Annotated in this window: 25 protein-coding genes; 16 read left to right on the top strand and 9 right to left on the bottom strand. The window is 33.4% G+C overall.

Annotated features, from left to right (window positions below; all coding sequences use genetic code 11):
- Positions 1-32: 32 nt before the first annotated feature.
- From AC5ZCW_RS21550 to AC5ZCW_RS21525, 6 genes are all read left to right on the top strand, one after another.
- Positions 33-1,016 carry a cytochrome c oxidase subunit 3 gene (locus AC5ZCW_RS21550; protein ID WP_177210934.1) on the top strand — a complete coding sequence of 328 codons (984 nt, stop codon included), beginning with the start codon at positions 33-35 and terminating at the stop codon, positions 1,014-1,016.
- Between the two features lie 19 nt (positions 1,017-1,035).
- Positions 1,036-1,386 carry a cytochrome C oxidase subunit IV family protein gene (locus tag AC5ZCW_RS21545; protein ID WP_177210933.1) on the top strand — a complete coding sequence of 117 codons (351 nt, stop codon included), beginning with the start codon at positions 1,036-1,038 and terminating at the stop codon, positions 1,384-1,386.
- Positions 1,387-1,465: 79 nt separating this feature from the next.
- On the top strand, positions 1,466-2,107 hold the full coding sequence (locus tag AC5ZCW_RS21540; RefSeq protein WP_496121658.1) for a hypothetical protein: 642 nt from the start codon (positions 1,466-1,468) through the stop codon (positions 2,105-2,107).
- An 11-nt stretch (positions 2,108-2,118) separates the two neighbouring features.
- Entirely contained in the window at positions 2,119-2,805 is a 687-nt protein-coding gene (locus AC5ZCW_RS21535) for an SCO family protein (RefSeq protein ID WP_496121656.1), read from the top strand.
- Between the two features lie 2 nt (positions 2,806-2,807).
- Positions 2,808-3,350 carry a DUF420 domain-containing protein gene (locus AC5ZCW_RS21530; protein WP_496121655.1) on the top strand — a complete coding sequence of 181 codons (543 nt, stop codon included), beginning with the start codon at positions 2,808-2,810 and terminating at the stop codon, positions 3,348-3,350.
- The gene (locus tag AC5ZCW_RS21525; RefSeq protein ID WP_496121654.1) at positions 3,340-3,603 is read left to right on the top strand and encodes a hypothetical protein; all 264 of its coding nucleotides are present in this window, start codon (positions 3,340-3,342) and stop codon (positions 3,601-3,603) included. Before AC5ZCW_RS21530 ends, AC5ZCW_RS21525 begins: the two co-directional genes overlap by 11 nt.
- A 22-nt stretch (positions 3,604-3,625) precedes the next feature.
- Here AC5ZCW_RS21525 and AC5ZCW_RS21520 read toward each other — a convergent pair whose 3' ends face one another.
- A complete protein-coding gene (locus AC5ZCW_RS21520; RefSeq protein ID WP_496121653.1) occupies positions 3,626-5,032 on the bottom strand; it encodes a DUF4403 family protein in 1,407 nt (468 codons plus the stop codon).
- Between the two features lie 177 nt (positions 5,033-5,209).
- On the opposite strand from AC5ZCW_RS21520, the gene AC5ZCW_RS21515 reads away from it, so the two are divergent.
- The 8 genes from AC5ZCW_RS21515 to tsaB all read left to right on the top strand — a co-directional run bounded on the left by AC5ZCW_RS21515 (position 5,210) and on the right by tsaB (position 13,390).
- Positions 5,210-5,911: an ABC transporter ATP-binding protein gene (locus AC5ZCW_RS21515; RefSeq protein WP_177210927.1), complete on the top strand. Its 702-nt coding sequence runs from the start codon at positions 5,210-5,212 to the stop codon at positions 5,909-5,911.
- On the top strand, positions 5,904-7,148 hold the full coding sequence (locus AC5ZCW_RS21510) for an ABC transporter permease (protein ID WP_281631164.1): 1,245 nt from the start codon (positions 5,904-5,906) through the stop codon (positions 7,146-7,148). The genes AC5ZCW_RS21515 and AC5ZCW_RS21510 overlap by 8 nt, the downstream gene beginning before the upstream one ends.
- Positions 7,149-7,150: 2 nt before the next feature.
- Positions 7,151-8,416 carry an ABC transporter permease gene (locus AC5ZCW_RS21505; protein ID WP_177210925.1) on the top strand — a complete coding sequence of 422 codons (1,266 nt, stop codon included), beginning with the start codon at positions 7,151-7,153 and terminating at the stop codon, positions 8,414-8,416.
- A gap of 37 nt (positions 8,417-8,453) precedes the next feature.
- Positions 8,454-9,575: an efflux RND transporter periplasmic adaptor subunit gene (locus tag AC5ZCW_RS21500; RefSeq protein WP_066032780.1), complete on the top strand. Its 1,122-nt coding sequence runs from the start codon at positions 8,454-8,456 to the stop codon at positions 9,573-9,575.
- A gap of 84 nt (positions 9,576-9,659) precedes the next feature.
- Positions 9,660-11,111: a TolC family protein gene (locus tag AC5ZCW_RS21495; RefSeq protein WP_343543115.1), complete on the top strand. Its 1,452-nt coding sequence runs from the start codon at positions 9,660-9,662 to the stop codon at positions 11,109-11,111.
- Positions 11,112-11,117: 6 nt separating this feature from the next.
- The gene (locus AC5ZCW_RS21490) at positions 11,118-12,410 is read left to right on the top strand and encodes an efflux RND transporter periplasmic adaptor subunit (protein ID WP_496121651.1); all 1,293 of its coding nucleotides are present in this window, start codon (positions 11,118-11,120) and stop codon (positions 12,408-12,410) included.
- Between the two features lie 13 nt (positions 12,411-12,423).
- Positions 12,424-12,693: a hypothetical protein gene (locus AC5ZCW_RS21485; RefSeq protein WP_343543112.1), complete on the top strand. Its 270-nt coding sequence runs from the start codon at positions 12,424-12,426 to the stop codon at positions 12,691-12,693.
- Positions 12,694-12,715: 22 nt separating this feature from the next.
- On the top strand, positions 12,716-13,390 hold the full coding sequence (gene tsaB, locus AC5ZCW_RS21480; protein WP_343543111.1) for a tRNA (adenosine(37)-N6)-threonylcarbamoyltransferase complex dimerization subunit type 1 TsaB: 675 nt from the start codon (positions 12,716-12,718) through the stop codon (positions 13,388-13,390).
- Between the two features lie 6 nt (positions 13,391-13,396).
- Here the strand turns inward: tsaB and AC5ZCW_RS21475 are convergent, their stop codons facing one another.
- From AC5ZCW_RS21475 to AC5ZCW_RS21465, 3 genes are all read right to left on the bottom strand, one after another.
- Positions 13,397-14,209 carry a mechanosensitive ion channel family protein gene (locus AC5ZCW_RS21475; RefSeq protein WP_177210921.1) on the bottom strand — a complete coding sequence of 271 codons (813 nt, stop codon included), beginning with the start codon at positions 14,207-14,209 and terminating at the stop codon, positions 13,397-13,399.
- An 87-nt stretch (positions 14,210-14,296) separates the two neighbouring features.
- Positions 14,297-14,707 carry a YtxH domain-containing protein gene (locus tag AC5ZCW_RS21470; protein WP_343543108.1) on the bottom strand — a complete coding sequence of 137 codons (411 nt, stop codon included), beginning with the start codon at positions 14,705-14,707 and terminating at the stop codon, positions 14,297-14,299.
- A gap of 144 nt (positions 14,708-14,851) precedes the next feature.
- The gene (locus AC5ZCW_RS21465; RefSeq protein ID WP_111376655.1) at positions 14,852-15,751 is read right to left on the bottom strand and encodes a NifU family protein; all 900 of its coding nucleotides are present in this window, start codon (positions 15,749-15,751) and stop codon (positions 14,852-14,854) included.
- A 143-nt stretch (positions 15,752-15,894) separates the two neighbouring features.
- Here AC5ZCW_RS21465 and AC5ZCW_RS21460 point away from each other — a divergent pair, with 143 nt between their 5' ends.
- Together AC5ZCW_RS21460 and AC5ZCW_RS21455 are read left to right on the top strand one after the other, a co-directional pair.
- Positions 15,895-16,884, top strand: coding sequence for a PorP/SprF family type IX secretion system membrane protein (locus AC5ZCW_RS21460; protein ID WP_496121649.1), 990 nt, complete (start codon positions 15,895-15,897; stop codon positions 16,882-16,884).
- Between the two features lie 11 nt (positions 16,885-16,895).
- Complete coding sequence (locus AC5ZCW_RS21455) at positions 16,896-17,414, top strand: gamma carbonic anhydrase family protein (RefSeq protein ID WP_496121648.1); 519 nt, start codon at positions 16,896-16,898, stop codon at positions 17,412-17,414.
- A 114-nt stretch (positions 17,415-17,528) separates the two neighbouring features.
- On the opposite strand, the gene AC5ZCW_RS21450 is transcribed toward AC5ZCW_RS21455, so the two are convergent.
- The 5 genes from AC5ZCW_RS21450 to AC5ZCW_RS21430 form a co-directional block, all read right to left on the bottom strand.
- On the bottom strand, positions 17,529-18,242 hold the full coding sequence (locus tag AC5ZCW_RS21450) for a LytR/AlgR family response regulator transcription factor (protein WP_343543104.1): 714 nt from the start codon (positions 18,240-18,242) through the stop codon (positions 17,529-17,531).
- Positions 18,243-18,349: 107 nt separating this feature from the next.
- On the bottom strand, positions 18,350-19,060 hold the full coding sequence (locus AC5ZCW_RS21445; protein WP_343543103.1) for a dioxygenase family protein: 711 nt from the start codon (positions 19,058-19,060) through the stop codon (positions 18,350-18,352).
- 11 nt (positions 19,061-19,071) lie between these two features.
- A complete protein-coding gene (locus tag AC5ZCW_RS21440) occupies positions 19,072-20,187 on the bottom strand; it encodes a sensor histidine kinase (RefSeq protein ID WP_496121646.1) in 1,116 nt (371 codons plus the stop codon).
- Positions 20,188-20,517: a DUF4907 domain-containing protein gene (locus AC5ZCW_RS21435; protein WP_496121645.1), complete on the bottom strand. Its 330-nt coding sequence runs from the start codon at positions 20,515-20,517 to the stop codon at positions 20,188-20,190.
- Positions 20,507-21,514, bottom strand: coding sequence for a Kelch repeat-containing protein (locus tag AC5ZCW_RS21430; RefSeq protein ID WP_496121644.1), 1,008 nt, complete (start codon positions 21,512-21,514; stop codon positions 20,507-20,509). The genes AC5ZCW_RS21435 and AC5ZCW_RS21430 overlap by 11 nt, the downstream gene beginning before the upstream one ends.
- Positions 21,515-21,527 lie beyond the last annotated feature (13 nt).

The following is a 21,527-nucleotide window of genomic DNA, read 5'->3' as shown; positions in this document are numbered from 1 at the left end:
TAAATTTGGGAACTTTTTAACGAATATCTTTTATGGGAGCGACAGTTACTACTGCAAACAACGACGAAAAAACTTGGGGAGGCGGTCACAATGAGCCTTTAGGAGCAAGTTATGGTAAAATGATGATGTGGTTTTTTATCGTATCAGATGCCTTAACATTCTCTGGATTTCTAGGAGCTTATGGTTTTTCTAGATTTAAATTTATTGAAACTTGGCCTTTGGCTGATGAAGTGTTCACTCACTTCCCATTTATGCATGGTGTTGCGGCTCCAATGTATTATGTAGCATTAATGACTTTTATTTTGATCTTTTCTTCTGTAACAATGGTATTAGCTGTTGATGCAGGACACCAATTGAAAAAGACAAAAGTTGCAATCTATATGTTCTTAACTATTATTGGAGGTTTAATTTTCGTTGGTTCTCAAGCTTGGGAATGGAAAAACTTCATTAAAGGGGAATATGGTGCAGTTGAAACAGTTGGAGGAAGTTTACTTCAATTCGTGGATAAAGATGGTAAAAGAGTAGCTTTGGCTGATTTTGCTGTTAAATTGCCAGAACAAAGAGAAGCTTTAACAAGAAGCCACTCAACTTGGTTTATGGAAGACGCTCAGTCTCTTCCAACTTATACAGTTGCTGAAGTGCAAGCTGGATTTAAAGCACATCCAGAAATCTTAATCAGAACAGAAAAACTTACAGATAAGAAGCAAAAGACAGTTTTGTCAAGAGAAGAATCTGAAAAGCATTTGGCTAGTGCTAAATATGTAGTAGAAGGTGCTAACTTGATTAGAAACGAGTACGGTAATAAATTATTTGCTGATTTCTTCTTCTTCATTACAGGTTTCCACGGATTCCACGTGTTCTCTGGAGTTATCATCAATATCATTATTTTCTTTAATGTATTGTTAGGTACTTATGAGAAAAGAAGAAGCTACGAAATGGTAGAGAAAGTTGGTTTATACTGGCACTTCGTAGATTTAGTTTGGGTATTTGTATTTACAGTTTTCTACCTAGTTTAATTTTTAGAATTTAATTATTATGTCACACGAGCACGTATCAAATACAAAAAGGATCTGGTTTGTTTTCGGATTACTTTCAGTAGTAACTACAGTAGAGGTTATTTTAGGTATCTACAAACCTGGAGTATTGGAATTTAACCATTTTGTTGGATTGAATCTATTAAACTGGATTTTCTATATCTTAACAATTTTCAAAGCATATTATATTGTATGGGCATTTATGCACATGGAAGGTGAAAAAAGCAACCTTAGATGGTCTGTAGTTTCTCCTGTTATCTTCCTAGTTTTATATTTATTGTTTATTCTGTTAACAGAAGGACATTATATTTATGGGGTTTTTAAAGATTCTACTATTAAATGGAATTTTTAACATGATATTAATTCGAAAAGAAGCTCCGATTTACGGAGCTTTTTTTATTTTTGTACCTCAATAATTCCCCGTTAATACAATGAAAAAAAATATAGTTCTCTTTGTACTTTTTGTATTGCCAATTGTAGCGTATTTATTTTTCGCTTCTGGTGTAAATAGTTTTACAACACTTCCTGTAATAACACCAAAAGTGGCCGACTTTGGAAACTGGAATTCATTAAACGGAAAAAAAATCTCCCTTGATAAGAAGATTACTGTACTAGGCTTTGCGGGTACAAATATTTTAGAAAATAGAGGTAATTATTTTAATCTAAATGAAAAGATCTATAAGCGTTATAACGGTTTTGAAGATCTTCAGTTTGTAGTGTTGTGTCCAAAAGGAACTGAAAAAGAAGCTCAAAAAATTGTTGATGCTTTATCTCCTTTTACAGATGTTAAGAATTGGAATTTTATTTTTGCTTCAAAAGAAGAAATTCAGAAGTTTTATGATGGATTGCATTTAAAGGAAAAATTGAATGAGAATCTTGGAACTTCTAATGTTTATATTATCGATAAAGAACGTAATCTAAGAGGTAGAAAAGATAAAGAGGAATATAAAGAGGGGTATGATACTTTTCATCCGTCTGAATTAAGCAATGAGATGCTTGATGATTTCAAGATTATTCTTTACGAATACCGCGCAGCTTTAAAGAAAAATCATAACGCTACAAAGCAACTTTAAAATCATTTATAATGTTTAAGAACAAATCATATATCGGAATCTCTTTTGTCATTTTGATTTTTGGGATTTACGCTATTCCAAAAATTGTTGATCGAGTTAAAAACGGTGACGTTGTAAAAGGAAATCGTTTGGATAATGTTGGGGTCAAATCTTCAAAGGAAGCTAAACTTTTAACAATTGGTCCAGCTCCTAAATTCGAATTGACGAATCAGGATAATATAAAAGTTTCTAATGAAACGTATAAAGGAAAAGTATATGTTTTGGAATTCTTCTTTACAACTTGTCCGTCTATTTGTCCAAAGATGAATATGAGTATGCTAGAGATTGAAAAGACCTTTTTCGGAAACCCGAACTTTGGAATTGTTTCTATTACAATCGACCCTAAACATGATACGCCACAAGTTTTAAAAGATCACGCTAAATTGTTAGGTGTAAAATCTTCAAACTGGAATTTCTTGACTGGAGACAGAAACGTAATTATGGGCTTGTCAAATAAAGGATTTAATCTCTATGCTGGTGAGAATGATAAAGTAAGTGGTGGATTTGAGCATTCTGGTTTGTTTGCTTTAATAGACAAAGATGGAAACATTCGTTGCAGAAAAGATGAATATGGAAATCCGAATATTTATTACGACGGTTTAGATAAAAAAGGAGTTCGCGATATTCAGGAAGACATTAAAATTTTATTAGAAGAATAAAAATGGAAGATAATACTTTAGAGAAAAAATACAGCAAGTTCATTATTGCAGTTTCAATTGTAATTCCAGTAGTTGTAGCAATTTTGTTTGGAGTTAAATTGAAAGATTTTGGTTTTAATGTAGAGCCTTTATCGTTCTTGCCTCCAATTTATGCAACTACAAATGGTATTACAGCAATTGTTTTGGTTTGGGCTGTTTTGGCAATTAAAAAAGGAAACCAAAAATTACATGAAAGATTAATGACTTTTGCTATTGCATTGTCAGTTGCGTTTTTGGTTATGTATGTAGCGTATCATATGACTTCAGATTCTACAAAATATGGAGGAGAGGGAGCACTACGTTATGTATATTTCTTCATTCTTGTAACGCATATTTTATTGTCAATTGCAATTATTCCACTTGTTTTAATCACCTATGTTAGAGCGCTTGCAAAACGTTTTGATAGACATAGAAAAATTGCTAAAATCACTTTTCCGCTTTGGTTATATGTTGCAGTAACAGGAGTGATAGTTTATTTAATGATATCTCCGTATTATGTGCACTAAAAAAAATAATGTTCAAATTTTAAAATCCAAATTCCAAGCTATAGTATTTGGGATTTGTATTTTTTTAATTGGAGTTTCTGCAAACGCTCAGTGCGCCATGTGCCGCGCGGCATTATCGGGAGATTCTAATACTAAAAAGGCCGAAGCAGTAAATGATGGAATTGTTTATTTAATGGTTATTCCGTATTTACTAGTATTAATAATAGGATATTTGATTTATCGAATGTATTCTAAAAAGAAAAAAGCAGTGTAGTTATTACACTGCTTTTTTTTTATTATTTAAGTCCGTTAACCGAGACATTTACCGTACCGTTTATTTTGATGAATGCTATAATCGCCTGATTGGTTAACTGTATTTTGTCAAACTGAATATCTTCCATTTTTCCATTAACGAATACACCTGGCATTGGTGAGTAATTCTTTAGGTATCCTGCCATGCTCTTTTTGCCTTCTTCAAGATTGGGCTGAATTGAATAGCGGCAGCTTTCTTCCATCTTTTTATGAATATATCCTTGCGCTAGCCAGTTTGCTGTTCGCATCAATTTGCTTTTGGTGTCTAAAACGTAATCTAGTTTTTCAAAGTAAATTTCTTTTGTCTGCACATTGTATGACGGAAAACCATTTAAATAAAGTGTTCCATTTATATATCCTAAAACATCTAATGCAATAATCATTTTTCCATCTTTATGCCAGATTGATACATTTTTTACCGTTACTTTTTTGCTGCCAGAACCAAATTCCTGACCGGCAAAATTCTTGGTCATAATTTTTGAGGCATCAACATAACTTGAAATGGCTGCGATATTAGCAGAAATCTGATTTGGGATTTTAGCAACTGGTTTTAGCGCGATTTTGCTTGCATTGTATTTTGAGTCTGGCTGTTTGCCAACAATTGTTTCCATATTACATTTCATGCCCATGTCAAGCAAAAATGAATCGTTTTTAAGTTTAGCATTTGTAGAATAAATTTCAATGGGAACAATTCGAAGCCAGCTTTCATAAGTGTCACTCATTTGAAAAGGAGTGCAGATTTTTTCGACAGCTTGAAGAACATTCGGCTTAAAATCCATTGATTTTTCAATTGCTCCATCAATTTCCTTTTCCAGTTTGCTTTTGAAAATAGAAATAGCAGGATTTATCAAATATGTAATTGGCATGTTTTTGCCAAATATTGACATGGTTGGACTTTCGTTCCAGTTTAGTGATTTAAATTCTGTTTTTGTGGAAAGCTTCCAGTTGGTTAGGGCAGTTTCGCTTGAAAGCGTGATAACTCCGTTTAAGTTAAATTCTCTTACGTCATACAATTCAACTCCAAGCTTTTTTGTTCCAATTCGATATTTGATCGTCGCTTTAAGGGGTAAAATTGTTCTAATTCTTTTATCAAGATTCGATGGATCATTTTGAATTTTAATTGGAGCTTGTTTCCAGATTTTCATTTCAATATCATCATCTTCGATATTGTTGTCTTCATAAATTAAACCGTTAAGCAAAGAGTTGGTCTGATTTTCAATATCGCTTAATTTGATGGTAATAGGGAGGTTTATAAAGGAGGGACTGCTGTCATAAATCAGCGGACTAGCATCGTCTGGTTCGGGTTTTAATGTTTCTAATTTTTGAGCCGATGAACAGTTTGATAGCACCGCAAGTGCTGTAAACATTGAAATAATAGAACTAAGCTTCATTTAAGATGATTTTTATTACGAAGTAAAATTACGAAAACAATCATATTTTATTAAAAAAGTGTAACAATAACTAAATTATGCAGTCTTATACAAAATAGGTAACAAAATTATTAACTTTTTATTATCATAAATTACTTAATAAAAATGTTATTATTGTCTAAAAAAATTAACAATACCATGATTGAAATAAAAGATTTACATAAATCCTATAAGATGGGAAGTTCAGAATTGCATGTATTAAAAGGTATTAATTTTAATATTGAAGAAGGTGAATTAGTTGCAATCATGGGATCATCTGGGTCAGGTAAATCTACACTTCTTAACATTTTGGGAATTCTAGATGAAGCTGATTCTGGAAGTTATATTTTAGATAAAACGCCTATAAAAAAATTAAACGAAACAATTGCCTCAAAATACCGTAATAAGTTTTTAGGTTTTGTTTTTCAGTCTTTTAACTTAATCAATTACAAAACAGCATTAGATAATGTTGCGATGCCTTTGTATTATCAAGGTGTTAAAAGAAAGGAACGTTACGATATAGCAATGAAGTATTTGGAAAAAGTTGGTTTAGGTTCTCACGTTCACCACTTGCCAAATGAACTTTCTGGAGGTCAGAAACAACGTGTGGCTATTGCAAGAGCATTGGCTTCAAATCCGAAGGTTTTGCTTGCCGATGAGCCGACAGGAGCTTTGGATACAAAAACTTCTTATGAAGTGATGGAACTTATTCAAGGGATTAACGACGAAGGAAAAACGATTTTGATTGTTACACACGAACCTGATATTGCTGCAATGTGCAAAAGAAATGTTGTCCTGAAAGATGGATTAATTATCGATGATAAAAAAGTAGAACAAGTTAGAGCTTCGTCTTATGTTTAATATTGAACGCTGGCAGGAAATATTTGAAGCCATTTCGAAAAACCGCTTAAGAACATTCTTAACAGGGGTTTCTGTGGCTTCTGGAATTTTTATTTTGGTAATCCTACTTGGTGCAGGTAAAGGTCTACAGAACGGAATTGAAAAACAATTCGAACGTGACGCAGCTGGAATTATCGAGGTTTGGTCTGGAACAACTACCAAAGAATACAAAGGGCTAAATCCAGGAAGACAGATTCAATTTCGCAATAGCGATTATAATCAATCGGTACAAAAATTTGAAGATAAATTAGATTTGAGAGCTTCAACAAATAATTACTGGGGGCAGGCTTTTGCTTATGGTAAAGAATCGGGAAGTTATCAGTTTAGAGGTGTAGATCCAGATTATGGAGGAATAGAAAATTTGACCATTGTTCAAGGCCGTTATATCAATGCAAAGGATTTAGAAAGTAACGCAAAAGTGGCTGTAATCGGGATGAAATTGAAAACTGATTTGCTTAAAGATAAAGAGGCAATTGGGGAAGAAATCCTAATTAACAACATCAACTTCAAAGTGGTCGGAGTTTTTACAGATCCAGGAGGAGAGAGAGAAGAAACTCGTGCTTATTTACCTTTGACTACGGTTCAGAAAACATTTGGCGGTGGCGATAAAATTAGCAACCTATTTTTTACCCTTAAAAAGACAAACGATTATGATGAAGCATTGGCTCAGTCTGAAAAATTTACACAAGATTTAAAAGATTTATTAAAGAGTAAAAATGTTGTAGCTCCTGAGGATGACGGTGGTGTTGGAGTTTATAATTCGGTTAAAGATGCTAAACAATTTTATGATTTAAACTTATATATCAGACTCTTTTTCTGGTGGGTTGGTATCTGTACGATTATCGCTGGTGTAGTTGGAGTAAGTAATATCATGCTGATCATTGTAAAAGAACGCACAAAAGAAATCGGAATTAGAAAAGCGCTGGGAGCTTCGCCTTTTTCTATTATAACGATGATTCTTCATGAGTCAATTTTTATTACGACGATTGCAGGTTTTGTTGGATTATTGGCCAGTCTTGCACTATTGGAATTTGTAGGGCCGATGGTTCAGAGCGAATATTTTAGAAATCCTGAAGTAGATTTTAGTGTTGCTTTAACTACTTTGGTATTACTTGTTTTTGCAGGGGCAATGGCAGGATTTTTTCCAGCCTACAGAGCAGCCAAAATTAAACCTATTGTAGCACTTAGAGACGAATAATTATGTTTAAAAAAGATAATTGGGACGAGATTTTACAGGCCTTAACCGCCAATCCTTTCAGGACTATCCTGACAGCTTTTGGTGTTTTTTGGGGAATTTTTATCTTGGTAATTTTACTTGCTGCAGGTAATGGTTTGGAAAATGGTATCAAAAAAGGTTTTGATGGAATCGCGACCAATACCATGTTTATGTGGAGCCAAACTACTTCCAAGGCTTATAAAGGTTTGCCAAAAACAAGACGTTATGATTTTAGAAATAGCGATGTAACTGCTTTAAAAGCGGCGTTGCCAGATTTATTATATGTTTCACCAAGAAATCAGTTAGGTGATTTTAATGGAACAAATAACGTAGTAAGAGGTACAAAAACTTCTGCATTTACAATTTACGGAGATTATCCAGAGCTTATTAAACAACAGCCAATGGATATCATTAAAGGAAGATTTGTAAACCAGCAGGATATTGAGCAAAGAAGAAAAGTCTGTGTAATTGGTAAAGGCGTTATCAGCGAACTTTATGGTAAAGAAGAAGAAGCCGTTGGAACCTATATCAAAATTAACAGTATCAATTTTATGGTTGTTGGAGTTTATAAATCGAAACAACAGGGAGGAAATGCAGAACAAGAACAGAAGAATATTTTCATTCCTTTTACAACTTTTCAGCAGGCCTTTAATTATGGGGATAAAGTGGGGTGGATGGCGCTTACGGCAAAAGACGAAACTTCTATAACCGATTTAAAACCTAAAATTTTAGAGATTATAAAAGCATTGCATTCTATAAACCCGACAGATGAGAGAGCAGTTGGAAATTTTGATTTGTATGAGCAATTTAATAAAGTGCAAAGCTTATTTAATATTTTAAAAGTAATTGCATATTTCGTAGGAACATTAGTTTTGATTTCGGGTGTAATCGGAATTTCGAATATTATGCTGATTGTGGTTAAAGAACGTACAAAAGAAATCGGAATTAGAAGAGCTTTAGGAGCGACTCCTGGAGCAATTAGAGGGCAGATATTATCTGAGTCAATATTTTTAACCATTATTTCAGGTATGCTCGGAATTGCTGTTGCTACAGGAGTTATAGCACTTTTAAATATGGTGCTAGATTCGATGCCTCCTGATCAAAATACTATGTTTGCCAATCCAACTGTAGATTTAGGAGTTGTATTTGTAGCATTAATTATATTAGTAGGATCTGGTTTGCTTGCTGGATTTATCCCAGCACAAACCGCAATCAATGTGAAACCTGTAGATGCATTAAGAACAGAATAAATTATCAATCAAAATAAATCGATTAAACCAAAAACAAATGAAAAAAGGAGTAACGGTAACCATTTTAATATTTATTGCAATTGTTTTTTTTGGCGCACTTTATTATTTGTATGCTAAAAACCAAGAATCGCCGATTGTATTTAAAACGGAAAAAGCAGAAATAAAAACCATCGTAAAAAATACTATTGCGACAGGTAATATTCAGCCTGATGAAGAAGTTTTAATCAAACCAAATATTTCAGGTATCATTGAAGAAGTGTACATCAAAGCTGGTGAAAAAATCAAAGCTGGTGATATGATTGCTAAGATTAGAGTTGTAGCGAATGTTTCGAACGTAAGCAATTCTCAGAATCAAGTGCAGACGGCTAAAATAGCATTAGATAATCAGGAAAAAATTTACAAAAGACAGAAAACATTATTTGAAAAAGATGTTATTTCTGCAAATGATTATGATGCAGCTTTACTTGCTTATAATCAAGCAAAACAAAACTATTTAGCGGCAAAACAAGGTTTGGATATCGTTAAAACAGGGACAACTTCTTCTTTAGGTAGCTATGCCAATACCTTAATTCGCTCGACTGTGAACGGAATGGTATTAGATGTTCCAGTAAAAGTTGGTAACCAAGTTATCGAAAGTAATAATTTCAACGAAGGAACTACAATTGCAAGTGTTGCCGATGTTGGAAGAATGATCTTTATTGGAAAAATCGATGAATCTGAGGTTGGAAAGATCAAAGAAAAAATGCCAATTGAGATTACAATCGGTGCCATTGAGAATAAAAAGTTTGATGCAGTTTTAAATTATATTGCTCCAAAAGGAGTTACAGAAAATGGAGCAATCCAATTTGAGATTAAAGCACAAATGGTTAACAGAGACGATACTTTTATTAGAGCTGGTTTAAGCGCAAACGCTTCTATTATTTTAGAAAAAGCAGAGAAAGTTCTAGCAATAAAAGAATCTTTGGTTCAATTTGACAAAAAAACACAAAAGCCTTATGTAGAAGTTGAAACTGCTCCACAAAAATTTCAAAGAAGAGATTTGGTTCTCGGAGTTAGTGACGGAATCTATGTTCAAGTTAAAAGTGGTGTAAATGATACAGACAAAATTAAAATCTGGAACCAGGGCTTGATTAACGAAGGAGACAAAGAAAAAAAATAAGCTAATTTGAAAGGTTAGGGATCTTTTGGTTTTAAAAATGTTAAATTTGCGTAGTTCGGTTTACTGCGCCTTCATTAAAAGTATATGAAAATAAATAAATATAATAGTCTGATTTTTGCAGTGTTATTCGGATTCGGATTAACTGGACAGGCACAAACTAAGAAATGGACTTTAGAAGAGTGTGTGAGATACGCACTCGAAAACAATATCACGATTAAGCAATCGGAACTGGATTTAAAAAATGCAGATATTGATAAAAAAGCTGCATTAGGAAATTATCTTCCATCTGTAAACGGAAATGCTTCTCATTCTTGGAATATCGGTTTGAACCAGGATGTAACAACGGGTATTTTACGTAATCAAACTACACAATATTCTTCTGTTGGTTTGAGTGCTGGTGTAGATATTTACAAAGGTCTGCAGAATCAAAATACGATGAGAAAAGCGAAGTTAACAATTATTTCTTCGCAATATCAGCTGTTAAAAATGCAAGAAGATATTTCTCTGAATGTGGCAAGCGCATTTTTGCAGATTTTATCTAACAAAGAAGATTTGAAAGTAAAAAAAGAACAGTTAACAATCGACGAGAAGAGATATGCGCGTTCCGAAGAAATGGTAAATGCGGGGACTATTCCTCGTGGGGATTTGTTCGATTTGAAAGCAACTGTGGCAACAGACAAACAAAATATCGCCGTTTCTGAAAATAATTTATTGATCTCTAAATTGAGTTTGGCACAGCTTTTACAATTAAAAGAATTTGCAGATTTTGATGTTGTTGATGATACCAATGCAATGGATGAAAACAATATTCTAGCTCAGAGTCCAATTGAAATTTACAATAAAGCTAAAGAAACTAGAACAGAGTTAAAATTAGCGCAGACCAATCTTGAAATTGCTGAGAAAAATGTTGCTATCGCAAAAGGAGCCTTTCAGCCAACTTTAAGTGCTTTCTATAACTTTAATACTAGAGCAAGTTACAGTGATGTTATAAGAGGTACTACACCAAATCTAGCAAACCCAACTTCACAGATTGGATATGTTCAGGGTACCAATCAGCCAGTTCTTCAGGATAATTATACGCCAGTTTTGGGTAAAGCAGATCCAATAATGGACCAGTTTAGTGATAATAAAGGACAATCTTTTGGATTTCAGCTTTCTGTTCCTATCTTTAATGGATTCTCAGTTAGAAATAATGTAGAGCGTAATAAAGTAAGTTTAGAAAAATCTAAAATAGATTTAGAGCAAAAAAGTTTAGATTTGCAGCGTAACGTTTATACTGCGTTTACTGATGCAAGAGGAGCTCTAAATACATACGAATCTTCTACTGTAACTTTAGAAGCAAGACAGCAGGCTTACAATTATGCAAAAGAAAAATACGATGTTGGGTTAATGAACTCATTTGATTTCACACAAGCTCAAACATTATTGACCAATGCGCAGTCTGATGTTATCAGAACAAAATACGATTACATGTTCAAAATTAAAATATTAGAGTTTTATTTCGGAATTCCAATTGTTCCAATTATTACAAAATAATTTATTATGTCAAAAAAAACAGTTTATTTCTTACTAGGTGGTGCAATAGTTCTAATTGCAGCTTTGGTTGGTCTTTCTAAGGCTGGAGTAATAGGAAATAAGGACGAAGGAAAAGAAGTAGAAACTGCAAAAGTGATGGCTTCAACAATTGTTGAAACAGTATCTGCAACAGGTAAAATTCAGCCTGAAATTGAGGTTAAAATTGCGTCGATGGTTTCGGGCGAGATAATTTCATTAAATGTAAAAGAAGGACAGGTAGTAAAAAAAGGTGATTTATTAGTCAAGATAAATCCCGATTTATATACCTCTGGATTAGATAGATCTGTTGCAAATTTGGCCGGAACAAAAGCAAGTCTTACTCAATCTGACGCTAGTTTTAAAGAAGCAAAAGCAAATTATGAGCGTAATAAAATATTATATGATAAGGGTGTAATTTCAAAATCAGATTGGGATAAAGCCATTTCTACTTATGAAGTTGCCAAAGCAACAAAACAAAGTGCCTATTATAATGTTCAAAGTGCTTCGGCGTCTGTTACCGAAGCTCGAGACAACTTAGGCCGTACAACGATTTATTCTCCAGCAGATGGAACTATTTCTGTATTAAATGTAGAATTGGGAGAAAGAGTTTTAGGAACGCAACAAATGGCTGGAACTGAGCTTTTGCGCGTAGCCAATTTAAACAATATGGAAGTTGAAGTTGATGTAAACGAAAATGACATTGTAAAAATTAAAATTGGTGACGAAGCAAATGTTGAAGTTGACGCCTACTTAAAAAAGAAATTTAAGGGAGTAGTAACGAGTATTTCAAACTCAGCAAGTACAACTTTGACTTCAGATCAGGTAACGAATTTTAAAGTTAAAGTTCGTATTCTGAAAGATTCTTATCAAGATTTGTTAGAAGGAAAACCAAGTACATATTCTCCTTTTAGACCGGGAATGACGGCTACAGTTGATATAATTACAACAACAAAAACAAATGTTTTGGCCGTGCCAATTAGTTCTGTCGTTGTAAAATCGGATACTACTGCTGTAAAAGATTTTAAGGTTGAAGATCCAAATGAAGATAAAAAAGCGGCTCCTAAAAGTGATAAAAAATTCGAATGTGTTTTTGTGAAAGTTGGAGATAAAGCTAAAATTAGAGTCATTAAAACTGGAATTCAGGACGATACTAATATTGAAGTGATGTCTGGTCTAAAATCGGGCGATGTAGTTATTACGGGGCCATATACAACAGTTTCTAAAGATCTTAATTCTGGAGATAAGGTAAAACTTAAAAAAGCTGAAGCTCCAAAAAAATAAAAATTGATGCTATATGATTGCATTGCATGGTGGTTTTTCTGAAGAAATGCTTTATGGATTAGGAGGAGGATTTATTGTTGCAGTTTTCTTTCTTATAGTTATACACTTTAGAATCTATCAGAGTTCATACTATAATGAAGAATATGTATATTTTTCATCAGGTAAAAAAATTGCTCTTTATTTGGGGTTTATCACTGTTAATCTTATTGTAGCGTACTTTTTGTTTTTTGTTTCTACACTTTTAATTGGTGGAATCTCAAACTATTTTATTAGAAAATTTTAATAACATTATAAAATTATAAACATTGTCTTTTATTCTCAACATCGAAACAGCTACTAAAAATTGTTCTGTATCTATAGCAAAAGATGGTAAGACCATTGTTTGCAGTGAATTGGCTGATGAAGGATATTCACACGCCGAAAAACTGCATGTTTTTATTGAAGAAGTAATCGCAAAAGCGGGAATTTCGGTGCATGAATTAACGGCTGTTGCTGTTAGTCAAGGGCCAGGATCATATACAGGTTTAAGAATTGGTGTTTCGGCAGCAAAAGGCTTGTGTTATGCTTTAAATATTCCGCTGATTGCTGTTGATACGATGCAGACTTTAGCATCGCAAGCAGGAATTGCTGACGGAAAAATTGTACCTATGTTAGATGCACGTCGTATGGAAGTGTACAGCGCTGTTTTTAATTCAGATTTGACGCTGGAAAGAACTATAAAAGCTGAAATTATTGATGAAAATTCATTTCAGGAATATACCGACAAGCTTTACTTTGTTGGCGATTGTGCTGATAAATGCAAACCTGTTTTGACTAAAGACAATTTTGTGTTTGTGGAAAATATTAAATATCCTTCTGCACAAGCAATGAGCAAAATCAGTTTTGATAAGTATCAAAAAAGCGACACTGTAGATGTCGCTTATTTTGAACCTTATTATTTAAAAGATTTTATAATTACAGCTCCTTCAAAAAAGGAATAATGCTTTTTATTTCTGTATTGTGTATGGCTGAATTGCAATTCCAGCCTCATCCAATGCTATTTTGCAATTCTCTAAAGTTTCAGAAAATACAGCTCCGTAATTGGCATTTTTAGCCCAAGGACGAACAGCAAAATCAATAGAACTTGCAGATAGATTTTTCACAAAAACCTCTGGAGCGGGCTTCTTCAATACTTTAGGGTTTTTATTCAAAACATCTAAAAGAATTTCTTTTGCTTTTTTAATGTCTGAGTCGTAAGAAATGGCAAAAGTTAGATCGGCTCTTCTTTCTCCTTGCATAGAGTAATTAATGATATTTCCATTAGACAAAGAACCATTAGGAACAAATACAGTCTGGTTATTTGCCGTAAGCATTTTGGTTACAAAAATCTGGATTTCGAGAACTGTTGCAACAACGCCTTGTGCTTCTATCGTATCTCCAACTTTAAATGGCTTAAAAACAATAATAAGCATTCCGCCGGCAAAATTAGAAAGTGATCCTTGCAATGATAAACCAACAGCAAGACCCATTGCTCCTAAAATGGCAACGAATGATGAAGTTTCAATTCCTAATTTAGAAATAAAGGTTACGAATAATAATATTCGCAGCGCCCACAATAAAATATCGGATAAGAATTTTGTCAATGTAGGATCTAAATTTCGCTGAATCATTACTTTTCTAATGATTCGGTTAATCAATCTGATGGCGTATAAACCAACAAATAGGATTAAAAAAGCAGAAATCAGTTTTGGTGAATAATCAACTAAAATGTCAATAAAACGGCTTATGTATTTGCTGACTTGTTCTGGACTAAGATTCATGATTTAAAAATAAAAAAACCTTCTCATTAAGAGAAGGTATATTAGTAGTGCAAATATAAAAATATTTACATTATTCGAAAAGTGTGTTTATGCTTTCTCAGCAGCGTCATCAGCTATTTCTTCTACTTCTGCTACTGTTTTCTCGCTTTCGTCAACAACAGTTTCAGAAATGGTTTCTGGCGTGTCGCTGGTTGCTAATGAAGCTGTTTTTTCTTTAACAGAACCTACTACATCATTTACTACTTTAGCTGCTTTATCAGCATATTCGCTTACCGTATCTTTTGCTTTTTCAGCATAATCGGCTGCGTTGTCAATAATTGGTTCCGAAACTTCTTTTACTTTTTCAATTGTTTCTTCTGCAAAAGCTTCTGCTTTCTCGATATAAGGTGCTGCAGCTTCCTTTGCTTGTTCAAAAGTCTCTTCGGCATTATTTGCCAATTCAGTTACAGACTCTTTGGTTGAGCCGAACAAATTTTTAAAAAATGAAGATAATCCCATGGTTTTTAATTAATTGGTTAAGGATACAATATTAATTAATTTTATAGAATTACTCGTTTTTTTAATGGTAAATAATTGAAAGCTAGTAATTAATAATAAAAAAAAGCGCCTCAATGAGACGCTTTATATAATAGTTTTGCCAGATTAAGCATTAGAAGCTTCTACTTTTATAGCGTCATCGTTTAGCATGCTTTTCAACATATTTTCAATACCGCTCTTTAAAGTAAATGTAGAAGAAGGGCATCCGCTGCAAGCACCTTGCAATAATACTTTTACCGTTTTATCATCTTCATTGTAAGATTCAAAAGCAATGTTTCCACCATCGGCAGCTACTGCTGGTTTTACGTATTCTTCTAAGATGTTAATAATTTGCTGTGATGTAACATCTAGTTTGTCAAAAGCCTCATCTTTTGTAGCTTCAGTTTTGGCTTTAGTTTCAATTAAGCTTTCATCTAAAACAGTTCCTCCGTTTTCTATAAATTGTTTAATGAAAGTTCTTAATTCTAAAGTGATTTCATCCCAGTTATTGATCTCATATTTTGTAACCGAAATATAATTTTCATCAATAAAAATTTCTTTCACATAAGGGAATTTGAATAATTCCTGAGCTAATGGAGAAGAAGCTGTCTGGTCAATATTTTTGTATTCTACTGCATTACGAGTAAGCATTCTGCTTACAACAAATTTTAATGCAGAAGGATTTGGAGTTGTTTCTCCGTAAACTGTAATAGGCTGTTTTTTTGGTTTTGTTTCATCAATTTTAATGATAACACCACCTTTATCAACAAAAGCACTGATTTGTTCAGCAACAGCATCTTTAACATCATCCCAATCTACAATACTATATCTTTCGATAGCGATAAAGTTTCCTGAAATATAAACTGTTTTAACAAACGGTAAATAGAATAATTGCTGAGCTAGAGGAGAAGCTTGTGCTTCGTCAATATTTTTAAACTCAAAGTTCTGGTTTTGAGTAATGAAATCCTCAAATTCAAACTTTAAAATAGTTGGATTTTGGGTTTCTTTTATAGTGATTTTAGTCATGGTAATATATTTTTCGCAAATTTACTAAAGTTATTTTCTACTAATGGCTATATTTGATTTTTTAATAAAATAATTAAGACTCTTTTCAAATAAATCGTGTTAAATTGCAAGAGTGAAAATTATATAGAAACAATATTGTCTTTATGAAATTAAAAATCAAGGTTTTATTAATTTTTCTCATTACTGCTTTTCATTCCTATTCCCAAGAGGGAATTCCTGTTTATTCAGATTATTTGTCTGATAATTATTATCTTATTCACCCTTCGATGGCTGGTGCGGCAAACTGTGCCAAGATTAGATTAACTGCTAGAAAACAATGGTTTGGGCAAGACGATGCGCCATCTTTGCAAACACTAAGTTTTAACGGAAGAATAGGCGAACGCTCGGGAGCTGGTGTTATTCTTTTTAACGATAAAAATGGATATCATTCTCAAAAAGGGTTAAAAGCAACCTATGCGCATCATATAATGTTTTCGAGAGATGAGATAGACTTAAATCAGTTGTCTTTTGGTATAAGTGGAGGAATAATGCAGAATCAGTTGGATGAGACTAAATTTGGTCCTACACTTGATCCTTTAATTACTAATTCAGTGCTTAACGATACTTATTTTACAATGGATGTTGGAGCTTCATATAATTTTATGGATTTTTATGCTCATGCTACTGTTCAGGGTCTAATACAAACTAGGAGAGATCTTTATTCAGATTATGAAAATAACAATTTAAGAAAGTTTTTATTTAGCGCGGGTTATGTGTTTGGCAAGAATGATAATTGGACATGGGAGCCTTCTATCCTTTTTCAGTTTTTTGATCAGACCAAAGAAAAAACAATCGATCTGAACATGAAAGCTTATAAAAACATGGATTTTGGAAGCCTTTGGGCAGCTTTGTCTTATCGAAGAGGTTTTGAGGGCACAGATTATTTATCGGGAACTAGTGTTTCTTCTCAAAAACTACAGTATTTTACTCCTATTGTAGGAGTTAATTTCAAGAACTTTATGTTTGCTTATACTTATACTCAAGTCGTAGGCGATGTAAAGTTTGATACAGGCGGTTACCATCAAATTACATTAGGAATTAACCTGTTCTGTAAAAAAGAACGTTACGATTGTAATTGTCCTGCAATTAATTAAAATTTATTTTTATGCTGATTAAATCTGTAAACGGAAAATCGCCTCTTATTCCAGAGGATTGTTATGTGGCCGAAAATGCTACTATTGTTGGAGATGTTACTTTTGGAGAATCTTGCAGTGTTTGGTTTAATGCTGTTGTGAGAGGAGATGTTCATTTTATTAAAATCGGAAACAAAGTAAACATTCAGGATGGTGCAGTAATTCATTGTACATATCAAAAACATCCTACGATTATAGGAAATAACGTTTCAATAGGCCATAATGCAATTGTGCATGGATGCACAATTCATGATAACGTTTTAATCGGAATGGGAGCAATTGTAATGGATAATTGCATAGTAGAAAGCAATGCTATAATTGCTGCTGGTGCTGTGGTAACTCAGAATACAGTTGTGACTTCAGGAAGCATTTATGCTGGTGTTCCGGCAAAAAAGGTGAAAGATATTGATCAATCTGATTTTGCTGGCGAAATTGGGCGTATTTCAAATAATTACGTGATGTACTCTAGTTGGTTCAAAGAAGAAAAATAAAAATATAAAAATTCCAAAACAGAAAATTGCTTCGCCCGTTCGCTATCGCTCGGGTCCAAATTCCAAAGGTTAAGTCTTGGAATTTGGAATTTTTTATTATTGGAATTTCATAAACTAAAGGTTGATTTTTTCGAAGAAAGTATTTTTATAGCTTTCGCTGATTGGAACTCTTTTATCGCTTATTAATACCTTGTTTTTCTGAATTGATTTAACGTGTTTGATATTGATAATATACGATCTGTGAATTCTAGCAAAACCTTTGCTCGAAAGTAAATTTTCAAGTTTGATTAAACTGATTAACGTCAGCGTAAATTTATTGTCTGTAGTGTAAATTTTGACATAATCTTTAAGGCCTTCAATAAAAAGAATATCAGCAAAATTTAATTTCACATTTTCATATTCAGCTCGAACAAACATAAAATCTTGGTCGATTTCTGGAGCATTGTTGTTTTCAGCAAGTGTTTGAGTTGTAACAGGCTGTAAAACCTGCTGTGCTCTAACAACTGCTTTTAGAAATCGATGAAACGGAATTGGTTTCACTAAATAATCTACTGCACCAAGATTAAATCCTTCTACAGCATAATCAGAATAAGCCGTTGTAAAAATTACTAGGGGCTTTTTTTCTATGGTATTTAAAAAATCAATTCCTGAAAAATGAGGCATTTGAATATCAAGAAAAATCAAATCGACATTATTCTGATTGATAAACGAAACGGCATCAATAGCATTATTGAAAGTGTTTATTAATTCAAGAGTGTCTACTTTTTTGACAAAATCCTGTAAAAGTTCTACAGCCAAAGGTTCGTCATCAATAATTACACATTTCATCTTTTCTAAATTAGTTTTTGAAAATTTATTTTGCAGTCAAAAGTAGTTTGAAACCAGTAAATTAAGTTTTAAAATTTTCATAAAATACTGGTTTTTACAAATCAACATTATGCGTTAACGGTTATTGTTTTTGTAAGCGTATAACCATCAGTTAAGTTTCCTGTAAGCGTAGCAAGTTCCTCAGATAAGCTGTCGGCAAATACATTGTCTTTTGCATTTGCAGTATCTGCTTGTCCGTGTGCCACATAATTGGTGCTGGAGTAAACCTGACTCGAAATAGTTTCTGGAAATGCGATCTGAGTTACAAGTAAAGAAGTTCCTGCACTCGATAAAACTTCAACATGCACATGCGGGGCTCTTCCTTGGTACCAGCCTGGATAAATAGAGATAAAAGAAACTTCTCCGTTTGCGTTTGAAGTCTGTCTACCTCTCAGGAAATGAACAGAGGTATAATCGGTCTGCTGCATTTGCGTGCCTCCATATTCAGAATAATTTCCGTCTTTGTCACAATGCCAGATGTCTACTAAAACTCCCGAAAGAGGTTCGCAATTATTCTTTTTATTTTCAATTTTTAAATTAATCAATAGCGCAATTCCTATACGGTCAGACTTGATGTTTTCTAAAACCAGCTGACTTGGCGTTTTAATCGGGAACGGACCTTTTGTTTCAGATGGAGAAACAGTACAGCTTCCGTCTCCAGAATTGCTTGTATCAGTTTCGTCATTATCGCTTTTAGAACAAGATTCTAAAAATTTTGAAGCAGTTGCCAATGATGCAATGCCCAAAATACCATTTCGGATGAATTTTTTTCTGTCCATAATCGGTTTTTTTAATGTATTGCGGTTTTAATTTCGTCTAACTTTAAATTTAAATGAACTCGGTAATATTCATTATCCTGAGTAATGGTCAGTTCGTGTGCGTTTGGATAAAGAAGGTCAAGGCGGCTTTGAATGTTTACCAATCCAATTCCTGAGTTTTCAGGGTCTTTTACATAGTTTTCAATCGTATTTTCGATCCAAAAGTCAAGATTATGATCTGTAATAAGAATCTTGATCTTTACGTGAGCGGCGCCTTTATAATCAGTTCCATATTTAAAGGCATTTTCAACAAAAGAAATCAACAGCAAAGGTTCAATAAACTTGTTTTTAGTATCACCGTGAACATTGATTATAATGTCTTCAATATTGTTTAATCGCAGTTTTTGCAATTCAATATAATTCTGGATATAATTGACCTCTTTTTCTAAAGCCACCGTTTTATTGTCTGTCTCGTAGAGCATATAGCGCATAAGCTCAGACAAGGTTACGATGGCATCAGGGACCAAATCAGATTTTTTGTGTGCCAGCGAATAAATACTGTTTAAAGAATTAAATAAAAAATGCGGGTTGGTTTGTTTGCGCAAATAGATCAATTCGGTATTTGTTCGGTGTGTTTCGGCAATCAGTTTGTTTTGCTGATTGTTATAAAATTCAGTTAATGTTCTAATGATTGCAGAAACTGTAATAATTAGGATATAGAAAAATGAAGGGGCAATTTTAAAAAAAAACGGCTGTCTCATTTCTATTCTGTGATGCATCCTGTCGCCTTTTGGGAAAAAATGGGGGTCACGAATAATGGTTTCAGAATGCATCATTTTTTCGGGCCTTAAATGTCTAAATTCAGGAATAAAATAGTTTAGCCTTATTGCCATAAATAGGACTATCAGACCAATAGCAAATGTGCCATAGATCCAATATTTTTTTTGCAGTAGATAATTTGGAACCAAATAAAAATAGTTCAGATAAAACAACAAGATTCCAGAAAGCCATTGGGCATAAAAATCGTTGTCGAGTTTAAATGGGCTTTCATAAAATTGAATTAGAGAAGTCAAAATAAAGAAAATCCATATCATAAAATGAAATAGTATTTTGTTGTAGCCTGTATTTTTAATGGTATCGATCTGCATTTACAATTTTATTTTTAATAAAATTAATTCATTTTTGGTTACCGTAGGAGATAAGTTTTCTTTGAGTTTCTGCTTAACAAGATCAGCAACTTTTAGGGCATCGTTTTCTGTTTTAAAGCTTTTAGTGTCGCTTATTACGGGAATGATAGACTGTTTAATTAAAATTTTTTCTTTGTAGGCTATTGTGTAGCCCCATCCCGAATTTGTTTTAAAAGATGCTGTTGTTAAAGCTTCTTTTTTTGTGCAAGCAGTAAAAAGTAAAAGAAGTGCAAAAACGATTAAAATCTTCTGGATAGTGCTCCAGAAGACTTTTTTAATATTAGTTATCATCGTCACTTTGTTCGTCTAATGGTTTAAATTCCCATGCATCGTCAAAGTAAGTAGAACCAATTCGACCTAACATATAGAATCCGCGATTATTGATGGCAAAACCAACTGCATCGGTTCTTGTAGCTCCTTCCATTGGAGTTCTTTCTGTCCATAAGTCGGATGCTGGGTTGTATTCCCAAACTGTTTTTACGTTTTCGCCTCCTACAACATATCCTAAACCATTCATAGAAAAGCTTGATGCATTAGAACGTACAATAGCATAATCGTCGTTGTAGCTGTAATCGTCGTCTGTGTCTTTGTCAATATCACGTTTTCTTGTCCAAACATCTGTTGCTGGATCAAATTCCCAGAAATCTTCCTGATATACGCCATTGTTTACACCAGTCACCAAGTACGCCTTGTCTGCAATTGTAAAAACAGTCGCGTTACGTCTTTTATTTCCGCTGAAACCATTTACTAGAGTCCAAGTATTTGCTTGGTCATCATACTGATAAAAATCTTTCAAATAATTTCCGTCATAACCTGTTCCAAAATAGGCTTTACCGCCAACCTGAAAACCTACTGCGGCATAACGCGCTGTTCCAGCAAAATCTGTTTTTTGTGTCCAGCTGTTTGCAGACGGATCATATTGATAAAAATCTTTCAGTTTGTTTGTTCCGTCATAACCAAGACCTACATAGCCTTTGTCGTTTAATGCAAAACTAGAAGCAGAACTTCTTCCAACACCGCCAAAATCAGCTTTCTGTTCCCAATAATCTCCAGTTGAATTGTAAACCCACAAATCTTTCAAATAAACATCGCCTGTATATCCGCCTACTACATAAGCATAATCTCCGATAACAAAACTTGTGGCACTAGATCTTGCAGGGCCATCAAAGGCTGATTTTTTAATCCAGTTCCCTACCAAATCATCGTCATCATTATCATTGCTGCAGCTTATAAAAAAGAGGCTCGAAAAAAGCGCTGTGAATAAAATTCCTTTTTTTAGATTAATCATAGTGTATTTAATA

It is taken from the genome of Flavobacterium sp. PLA-DH12, from assembly GCF_059511845.1.
This window is presented reverse-complemented; position numbering and strand designations above follow the sequence as displayed.

Excerpts from the sequence above, each read along its gene's own strand:
- AC5ZCW_RS21500 (WP_066032780.1), top strand. The coding sequence starts at position 8,454 with ATGAAAAAAGGAGTAACGGTAACCATTTTAATATTTATTGCAATTGTT.
- AC5ZCW_RS21485 (WP_343543112.1), top strand. The coding sequence starts at position 12,424 with ATGATTGCATTGCATGGTGGTTTTTCTGAAGAAATGCTTTATGGATTA.
- AC5ZCW_RS21470 (WP_343543108.1), bottom strand. The coding sequence starts at position 14,707 with ATGGGATTATCTTCATTTTTTAAAAATTTGTTCGGCTCAACCAAAGAG.
- AC5ZCW_RS21495 (WP_343543115.1), top strand. The coding sequence starts at position 9,660 with ATGAAAATAAATAAATATAATAGTCTGATTTTTGCAGTGTTATTCGGA.
- AC5ZCW_RS21510 (WP_281631164.1), top strand. The coding sequence starts at position 5,904 with ATGTTTAATATTGAACGCTGGCAGGAAATATTTGAAGCCATTTCGAAA.
- AC5ZCW_RS21520 (WP_496121653.1), bottom strand. The coding sequence starts at position 5,032 with ATGAAGCTTAGTTCTATTATTTCAATGTTTACAGCACTTGCGGTGCTA.
- AC5ZCW_RS21550 (WP_177210934.1), top strand. The coding sequence starts at position 33 with ATGGGAGCGACAGTTACTACTGCAAACAACGACGAAAAAACTTGGGGA.
- AC5ZCW_RS21475 (WP_177210921.1), bottom strand. The coding sequence starts at position 14,209 with ATGAATCTTAGTCCAGAACAAGTCAGCAAATACATAAGCCGTTTTATT.
- AC5ZCW_RS21465 (WP_111376655.1), bottom strand. The coding sequence starts at position 15,751 with ATGACTAAAATCACTATAAAAGAAACCCAAAATCCAACTATTTTAAAG.
- AC5ZCW_RS21505 (WP_177210925.1), top strand. The coding sequence starts at position 7,151 with ATGTTTAAAAAAGATAATTGGGACGAGATTTTACAGGCCTTAACCGCC.
- AC5ZCW_RS21435 (WP_496121645.1), bottom strand. The coding sequence starts at position 20,517 with ATGATAACTAATATTAAAAAAGTCTTCTGGAGCACTATCCAGAAGATT.
- AC5ZCW_RS21540 (WP_496121658.1), top strand. The coding sequence starts at position 1,466 with ATGAAAAAAAATATAGTTCTCTTTGTACTTTTTGTATTGCCAATTGTA.
- AC5ZCW_RS21490 (WP_496121651.1), top strand. The coding sequence starts at position 11,118 with ATGTCAAAAAAAACAGTTTATTTCTTACTAGGTGGTGCAATAGTTCTA.
- AC5ZCW_RS21515 (WP_177210927.1), top strand. The coding sequence starts at position 5,210 with ATGATTGAAATAAAAGATTTACATAAATCCTATAAGATGGGAAGTTCA.
- AC5ZCW_RS21445 (WP_343543103.1), bottom strand. The coding sequence starts at position 19,060 with ATGGACAGAAAAAAATTCATCCGAAATGGTATTTTGGGCATTGCATCA.
- AC5ZCW_RS21545 (WP_177210933.1), top strand. The coding sequence starts at position 1,036 with ATGTCACACGAGCACGTATCAAATACAAAAAGGATCTGGTTTGTTTTC.
- AC5ZCW_RS21440 (WP_496121646.1), bottom strand. The coding sequence starts at position 20,187 with ATGCAGATCGATACCATTAAAAATACAGGCTACAACAAAATACTATTT.
- AC5ZCW_RS21525 (WP_496121654.1), top strand. The coding sequence starts at position 3,340 with ATGTGCACTAAAAAAAATAATGTTCAAATTTTAAAATCCAAATTCCAA.
- AC5ZCW_RS21460 (WP_496121649.1), top strand. The coding sequence starts at position 15,895 with ATGAAATTAAAAATCAAGGTTTTATTAATTTTTCTCATTACTGCTTTT.
- AC5ZCW_RS21430 (WP_496121644.1), bottom strand. The coding sequence starts at position 21,514 with ATGATTAATCTAAAAAAAGGAATTTTATTCACAGCGCTTTTTTCGAGC.
- AC5ZCW_RS21530 (WP_496121655.1), top strand. The coding sequence starts at position 2,808 with ATGGAAGATAATACTTTAGAGAAAAAATACAGCAAGTTCATTATTGCA.
- AC5ZCW_RS21535 (WP_496121656.1), top strand. The coding sequence starts at position 2,119 with ATGTTTAAGAACAAATCATATATCGGAATCTCTTTTGTCATTTTGATT.
- AC5ZCW_RS21455 (WP_496121648.1), top strand. The coding sequence starts at position 16,896 with ATGCTGATTAAATCTGTAAACGGAAAATCGCCTCTTATTCCAGAGGAT.
- AC5ZCW_RS21450 (WP_343543104.1), bottom strand. The coding sequence starts at position 18,242 with ATGAAATGTGTAATTATTGATGACGAACCTTTGGCTGTAGAACTTTTA.